At 67.8% G+C, this 7,695-nt stretch carries 7 protein-coding genes; 6 read left to right on the plus strand and 1 reads right to left on the minus strand.

Annotation, left to right across the window (positions count from 1 at the left end):
* Positions 1-133: 133 nt before the first annotated feature.
* Positions 134-1,477 (minus strand): phosphotransferase family protein, encoded by a 1,344-nt coding sequence (locus tag VGD20_RS01635; RefSeq protein ID WP_331132785.1) that lies wholly within the window; start codon positions 1,475-1,477, stop codon positions 134-136.
* Positions 1,478-1,682: 205 nt separating this feature from the next.
* Here VGD20_RS01635 and VGD20_RS01640 point away from each other — a divergent pair, with 205 nt between their 5' ends.
* The 6 genes from VGD20_RS01640 (at position 1,683) to VGD20_RS01665 (ending at position 7,457) form a co-directional block, all read left to right on the plus strand.
* Positions 1,683-2,594: a DMT family transporter gene (locus VGD20_RS01640; protein ID WP_331132786.1), complete on the plus strand. Its 912-nt coding sequence runs from the start codon at positions 1,683-1,685 to the stop codon at positions 2,592-2,594.
* Positions 2,595-2,650: 56 nt separating this feature from the next.
* Positions 2,651-4,012 carry an amidohydrolase family protein gene (locus VGD20_RS01645; RefSeq protein WP_331132787.1) on the plus strand — a complete coding sequence of 454 codons (1,362 nt, stop codon included), beginning with the start codon at positions 2,651-2,653 and terminating at the stop codon, positions 4,010-4,012.
* A complete protein-coding gene (locus VGD20_RS01650; RefSeq protein ID WP_414714528.1) occupies positions 4,002-5,120 on the plus strand; it encodes a dipeptidase in 1,119 nt (372 codons plus the stop codon). The genes VGD20_RS01645 and VGD20_RS01650 overlap by 11 nt, the downstream gene beginning before the upstream one ends.
* Positions 5,113-6,057, plus strand: a complete 945-nt coding sequence (locus tag VGD20_RS01655; protein ID WP_331132788.1) for an ornithine cyclodeaminase family protein — start codon at positions 5,113-5,115, stop codon at positions 6,055-6,057. Before VGD20_RS01650 ends, VGD20_RS01655 begins: the two co-directional genes overlap by 8 nt.
* Before the next feature lie 108 nt (positions 6,058-6,165).
* Complete coding sequence (locus VGD20_RS01660) at positions 6,166-6,510, plus strand: RidA family protein (RefSeq protein ID WP_331132789.1); 345 nt, start codon at positions 6,166-6,168, stop codon at positions 6,508-6,510.
* Between the two features lie 47 nt (positions 6,511-6,557).
* On the plus strand, positions 6,558-7,457 hold the full coding sequence (locus VGD20_RS01665) for a LysR family transcriptional regulator (RefSeq protein WP_331132790.1): 900 nt from the start codon (positions 6,558-6,560) through the stop codon (positions 7,455-7,457).
* Positions 7,458-7,695 lie beyond the last annotated feature (238 nt).

Here is a 7,695-nt window from a genome sequence, read left to right on the forward strand (position 1 = left end):
CGGTGGTCGAAGAAGCGGATATTGTCGTCCGCCAGCTCGAGCGGACGGATCTCCGCCGCGATAAACGCATCGAGCTCGCCCAGATACGCCTGCAAGTCGGAAGGCATCCCAAAATCCATCGTCTCTCTCCCCGTTATCCGCGCCACTCGGCGCGCGCCTGGCCAAGCGCGGTATATTTGGGGCTGTCGATCGCGCACTTCTCCAGCACATCGCGGCGCAGCTTCGCGAGCAGCCCCGGTTCGGCAAGCGTCGTGGTGCCGGCCAGCAGCGCCTCTGACAGCGCCCTGTCCTCAGCGCGAACGCCCGCATCGAGGTCGCGCAGCACGATGCCGAGCGCGTTCATCGCAACCACCGCCTCGAACTTGGCGTGGCCTTGCGACGCCGGCTTGATCGCACCCTCGACCCAGTCGCGCACCGCCTGTACCATCTCGCGGTTCGTCGGCTCGCCCGCCGGCGCGGGCGCGATGTCCGGCGAAGACGGCAACGCTCTCTCCCGTTCATCTTCAGGCGCTTCGGCGTCGAGCAGCACGAGCAGGTCGAGTTCCTGCTCGGCGGTGCGCCGCCCGATGACGACGCGCTCGACCGTCGGGTCGGCGCCGCTCCGCCACATCTGCCCCATCTGCAAGCAGCCGAGCGCCCACCACAGCGTCCGGTAGATCAGCCAGAAGCGGAAGCGGTCATAGTCGACCTTGACGCCGCCCGCCGCCTCATAGGCCGCAAAATAGTCTTCGAGGCTGCCGACCCCGAACGCCGGCTGGTCCAGCTTCCCGAAGCGCCACACCGTCATGCAGCCAAAGGCGAGATCCTCATGCGCGTCGCCGCGGTGCGCCAACTCCCAGTCGAGCACCGCCGCCAGGCCTCCACCCTCTTTGGCGCCACCCACCATCACATTGCCCATCCGGTAGTCGCCATGGACCAGCACGGGGTCGGCGGGCGGCGGCAGATGATCCTCGCACCAGCGGATCGCCAGCGCGATGACCGGGCGGTCGCCGCCGTACGACCGGAAGCGCGCCCGAAGCTCGGCCAGCGCTTCGCGCGTGTCCATCAAGGGGATCGCCGCGGGCACCCGATCCATCGGAATGCGGTGGATGCGGGCCAGTTCGCGGCCGAGATCGCCCAGCAGCGACGGTGGCGGATCGGCGAGGATCTTCGCGGGCGACACCTCGCCGGCCACCCGCCGCATCACATAGCCGGTGCCCATGCCGTCGCCGTCCGCCAGCACCCCGACGACTTCGGGCGCCTTCACCCCCGCATCATGCGCCGCCATCACCAGCGCCGCCTCATCGGCATGCCCGAACGGACGGTCCGCCATATACGCCGCCGACGGCGCACGCCGCAGCACATAGCCCGACCCCGCCCAGTCGAACGACCAGCTCTCCATGTTCGCTCCGCCAGACAAGCGGGCAAGGCCCGACAAGGTGCCGGGGCCAACGGCACCGGACATCAAGGGGGGAAGCAAGGTCGCAATGTCGGTCATGCGCCGCGCCCTTGGCGCGCCGACCCGCCGGGCGAACGCTCTTCCCCAAACGACTGCCGATATCGCCGTATCATTTACGCCCCGGTTGCAATTTACTTAGAATACTAACTTATATAGAGGACAGCGTTCCGGCAAGGGCGAAAGCGGGGAGAAAGACGATTCTGCATGGTACGGCGGCAACGCCCCATGGTCCAAGGCGGCCGGCATGAACCCGATATGGCTTCCCGCCTCGCTGCTCGGCGGGCTGTTCCAGGCGTGGCGCACCGCGCTCCAGCAACGCCTGCGTGCGGAGCTCAGCATCAGCGGCGCGGGGCTCGTGCGTTATCTCTATGGCCTGCCCTTTGCGCTCGTTTTCGCCGGGGCGTGGCTCTGGCTGCAGGGCGCGCATGTCCCGCAGCTTGGCCGCGAATTCCTCGGCTTCGCAGCCTTTGGCGCCGCGACCCAGATGGCGGGCACCATCCTGCTGATCATGGCGTTCGGGCACCGCGGATTTATCGTCGGCACCGCCTTTTCCAAGACCGAAGCGATGCAGGCCGCGCTGGTGACCGCGCTTCTCCTCGACGAACATCTGCCGCTGCTCGCGTGGGCCGGAATCGTCGCGGGGGTCGCAGGCGTGCTCGTCCTCGCGCTCGCCGGACGCGGCATTACCGCGCGCCAGATCCTCGGCTCACTCGGCCAGCCCGCGGCGCTCTGCGGCCTTGGTGCCGGGTCGATGTTCGCTTGCGCGGCGATCGCGATCAAGCTCGCGACCGCCGAACTGCCCGGCCTCGACCTGATATCGTCGGCGCTGGTCACGCTCGTCGTCGTAATGGCGATCCAGAGCGTCCTCCATCTCGCGTGGATTGCGGTGCGCGACCGCCCGACGTTCACCTCCGCGCTGCGATCGTGGCGCACGTCCAGCCAGGTCGGGCTACTGTCGGCACTGGGTTCGGCGTGCTGGTACATCGGTTTCGCCGCCGCGCCCGCCGCGCTCGTCCGCATCGTCGGGCAGGTCGAGGTCATCTTTACCGTCGCCTTCGCCCATTTTTACCTCCGCGAACGCGTCCGCTGGCACGAGATCGCGGGCCTACTGCTCGTCGCGGCGGGCGTCGTCCTCGCGCTCTTCGCGACGGTCTGAAGCAACCATCGCCATCGCGATTGCGAAGGTGAAACGGGACGGCTAGCCACATGCCCATGACATTCGACTTTCGCATGGTGTTCCGGTCCTTTGGCCTTGCCGCATCGCTGATCGCCGCCGCGCCCGCCGGGGCGGCCGAACCGATTCTCTACGCCGGCGCGACCGTGATCGACGGCACGGGCGCCCCGGCGCGCACGGGACAGGATATACTGGTCGACGGCGAACGGATCGTCGCCGTCGGCGCGGCGGGCAGCCTCGCCGCGCAGGCGGGATCGGCGCGCCGCGTCGACCTCGCCGGCCGCTTCGTCATTCCCGGGCTGATCGACAGCCATGTCCATCTCGCGACCCCGCCGAACCGCACGCGCGCCGAGGCCATCCTGCGCCGCCAGCTTTACGGCGGCGTCACCGCGGTGCGCGACATGGCCGACGACCTGCGTTCGGTCGGCGACCTCGCGCGCGCGTCGCTGGTCGGCGAAATTCCGGCGCCCGACATCTATTATGCCGCGCTGATGGCGGGACCGTCCTTTTTCGAGGATCCGCGCGTACTCGCGGTCAGCCGCGGCTTCACGCCGGGCACTGCGCCATGGATGCAGGCGATCGACACGAAGACCGACTTGCGCACCGCAGTCACGCTGGCGCGTGGCACCTCGGCGAGCGCGATCAAGATCTACGCCAACCTGCCCGCCGAGCGCGTCACGGCGATCACCGCCGAGGCGCATCGCCAGAAGCTGATGGTCTGGGCGCACAGCGCGGTCTTTCCGGCACGGCCTGCCGAAGTGATCGCAGCAGGCGTCGATTCGGTCAGCCACGTCTGTTATCTCGGCTACGAAGCGCAGCCCGAAATGCTCGCAGCCTACGAAGACCGGACGCCGGTGAAAGACGAATTGCTGGCACCGACCGGCGACGATCCGGTCGTCGCACGCCTGTTCGACGCGATGCGCAAAAAGGGCACGATCCTCGACGCAACGGGCAGCCTGTTTGTCAAGTTCGAGGCCGAGCGCAAGGCCAACCCGAAGGCCAAGCCGCTACGCTGCACCGGAACGCGGACGATCCGTCTGACGCAGCAGGCGTGGCGCGCGGGGCTCCCGATTTCGACCGGCACCGACTTCACCAACAAGGCAGGCGATGCCTGGCCCGAAGTCCATGCCGAGCTGCGCTATCTGGCGCGCGACGTCGGCATGCCCCCGCTCGCGGTCATCTATTCGGCGACGCTCGTCGGCGCGCAGGCGGCGGGACAGGACAAGGAGATGGGGTCGATCGAGGCGGGCAAGCTCGCCAATTTCGTCGTGCTCACCGCCGACCCGCTCGCCGATATCGACAATATCGAGCGCATCGACATGACGGTGAAACGCGGCCGCGAATATCGGCGCGCCGATTATCGTGCACCGACACAGAAGGAGCTTGGCGATGAGGATTGACCGGCGCACGATGATTGCCGGTGCGACGGGCATGGCCGCGGCTTCGCTGTTGCCGTCGATCGCACGCGCGGCACCCGACAGCCGGAAATGGGTGATCGTCAATGCGCTCGGCGGGCTTGCCGACCCCAATGTGCAGGACGCCGCCGATCCCTTTTCGCCGCGCGTGCTGGCCGAAGCGCATGCGTCGGGGGTCACCGCGATCAATTGCACCTTCGGCTATGTCGCGGGTGCCGCCGAGCCGTTCGAGAAGAGCGTCGCCGACGTCGCCGAGACGGACATGCTGCTGCGCCGTCACGCGCGCGACCTGATCAAGATATTGCGCGTCGCCGACATCCGCCGTGCCAAGGCCGAAAAGAAGATCGGCATCATCTATGGCTTTCAGAACGGCGCGATGATGGGCAAGGACCCCGCCCGCGTCGATATCTTCGCCAATCTCGGCGTGCGAATCTTCCAGCTTACCTATAATCCGGCGAACCAGCTCGGCGACGGATCGATGGCGCCCGAAAATCGCGGCCTCACCCCGTTCGGGCGCGAGATCATCGAACGGCTCAATACGCAGAAGATGATCGTCGACCTGTCGCACAGCGGCGAGCAGACCTGCCTCGAAGCCGCACGCGCCTCCGCCGCGCCGATCTCGATCAATCACACCGGCTGCCGCGCGGTCACCGATCTGCCGCGCAACAAGACCGACGCCGAACTGCGACTGGTAGCGGAAAAAGGCGGCTTCATCGGCATCTATTTCATGCCTTTCCTCAACATCTCGGGCCATGCGCGCGCCGAGGATGTCGTTCGCCATATCGATCACGCCGTGAATATCTGCGGCGAGGATCATGTCGGGATCGGCACCGACGGCACGATCGGCCAGATCGACGATCTCCAAGCTTATGAAGCCGTGCTCGCCAAGGAAATCGCCGAACGCCGCGCCGCGGGGATCAGCGCGTCGGGCGAGCGCCCCGACACCTATCCCTTCGTCGTCGACCTGCGCGGCCCCGACCAGTTCCGCAAGCTGATCAGCCTGCTCGCCGCGCGCGGCTATTCGAGCCGCCGGATCGAGAAGATCATGGGGCAGAATTTCCTGCGCCACGCCGAAAGCGTCTGGGGTGGCTGATCCGATCCGCTTCATCGACGCGGTCGAGGTCGAGCGCCGCCTGCCCCACGATCTCTGCATAACGCTGGTGCGCGCCGCGATGGCCGCGCTGGCCGAAGGGCGCAGCCGGCAATTGCTGCGCGGGATCATCGAGCTTGGCGACGGCGACCTGTTCGGGGTGATGCCCGGCGCGCTCGACGGCGCGGGGTTCGGCGCGAAGATCATCAGCATCTTTCCCGCCGCCGCCGCGCACGGCAAATCGCATCAGGGCGTCATCATCCTGTTCGACCGGACGAGCGGTGCGCCCGTCTGCGTCATCGACGCGGGCGAGGTCACCGCGATCCGTACCGCGGCCGCCTCTGCCGCCGCGACCGACGCGCTCGCGCGCGACGATGCATCGCGCCTCGCCATTTTGGGGACCGGCGAGCAGGCGTGGCACCATGTCGCGGCGATCCGCCACGTGCGCGCGCTCGACGAAGTCCGCGTCTGGGGACGCGCAAAGGACAAGGCAGAGCAACTGGCCGGGCGCATCGCAGCCGATTTCGGCCTCGTCGCGCGCGCCGCGCCCTCGATCGCCAAAGCCGTCTCGGACGCCGATATCATATGCACGCTGACCGGCGCCGCCGACCCCATATTGTTCAGCGCCGATGTCGCCGACGGCACGCATATTAACGCCGTCGGGTCGAGCCGCGCCGGCCCGTCGGAGATCGACGAGGCGCTTGTCGCGCGGGCGCGCTTCGTCCCCGATCACCGCGAGGGCGTGATCGCACAGGGCGCCGAATATCATCGCGCACGCGACGCCGGGCTGGTCGGCGAGGACCATATTCTACCGGGCATTGGCCATATTTTCGCCGGCACGGCGCCGGGCCGCATCGCCGCATCGGACGTCACCATTTACAAATCGCTGGGCTCGATCGTCCAGGACCTCGCTTGCGCCGCGTACCTTTGGCGGAACTGACATCGACAAGCCATAACCCGGGCCTATGGGTGATAACGCTTTTCGTCCTGTCTCGAGGCGCCGCGCGCGCATAGGGACCGGCATCGTCCAACCGCCGGGAGAATGATCATGACCACGCCGCCCCTGTCCGCCGCGCGCACCGCGGGTTCGCTCGTCTTCACCTCGGGTCAGCTCGCGCGCGGCGACGATGGCGCGATCGTTCCCGGCGGGATCGAGGCGCAAGCCGAACGCGCACTCGCCAACCTCGTTCGCGTCCTCGCCGCCGAAGGCTGCGCGCCGCGCGACGTGGTGAAGGTCACCGCATGGCTCACCGATCCGGCGTTCGGCGCGGCCTTCAACGATGCCTATCGCCGGATATTCGCACTGCCCTATCCGGCCCGCTCGACGGTCGTATCGGCCTTGCTCGCGCCCGAAGCCCTGATCGAGGTCGAAGCGGTCGCGCTGCGCCCATGACCGCAAACACCGTTGGCCCCCGGCTTTTGCGGGGGTACACACGGGTCATGCGCTTTCGTCAGATCGAGGTTTTCCACGCCGTCTATACCCATGGGTCGATCAGCGCCGCGGCGCGCGCGCTCGGCGTGTCGCAGCCGTCGATCTCGAAAACGCTGCGCCATGCCGAAGACAGCCTTGGCTTTCCGCTGTTCCAGCTCGCGCGCGGCCGGCTCGTCCCCACCGACGAAGCGCATGCGCTGATCCGCGAGGCCGGCGACGTGTTCGACCGCCTCGCTTCGCTGCAACAGACCGCGCGCAACCTGTCGCAGGCGGGCGGCGGGCATATCCGGCTCGGCATCGTCCCCAGCCTCGCGCTCGACGTCGTGCCGCAGGCGATCGCGCAGTTCCGCCGCGACTGGCCGCGCGTGACGTTCGAGGTTCACACGCACCATCACGACGATCTCGTCCGCTCGCTGATCGAGCGCGAGACCGACATCGCCGTCGCCTATACCCCGCCGCCGCACCCGCGGCTGACGCGCACGCTGCTGACCGAGGGTGAACTTGTCGCCTTCGGTCCGAGCGAAGCCTTCGGCAAGGTCGGAAACCGCCTGCCGCTCGGCGAGCTTGCCGACCGCGACCTGATCGGCGTCGCCGCGACCGGGCCGATCGGCGACGTGCTGACCCGTGCCGCGCGCGAACGCGGCATCGCCTACCGCGAGGCGGTGTCGGTCCAGACCTTCTTCATCGCCGCGCGCCTTGCGCAGCTCGAGGGCAGCATCACCGTCGTCGACGAATTCACCGCGCGCGCATCGCAGGCACCGGGCTTTTCGTGGCACCGCACCGAACCGCCGCTCGGTTTCACCATCTCGTGGGTCACGCTCGAAGATCGCCAGCCGTCGAAGGTCGCGCGGCAGTTCTTGCGGACGCTGGAGGACGTGCTTGCGGCCAGCCGGGCTAGCGGGGCCTGAGCGCGGAGCGAACGGCACCGGCGAAGTCTGCTTTGGGGTGGGGAGTTGCCGCTACCGCTGCAACATTGTCCAAAGGTCAGTAATGTTCAGCCCTGTGCGCCGTTCCATTTGACCCTGCCGGGTGCTGGAAGCGCCCGGCCCTGACCGTTTGCCCACACCGGCCGGCAACCGCTTTTGTCCACCCGATGAAAGAGCCGGGATGAAGGCTGGCATGGCCGGATAATGTAGGAAAGGCCTT

This window comes from Sphingopyxis sp., assembly GCF_036402335.1.
Classification (GTDB): Bacteria; Pseudomonadota; Alphaproteobacteria; order Sphingomonadales; family Sphingomonadaceae; genus Sphingopyxis.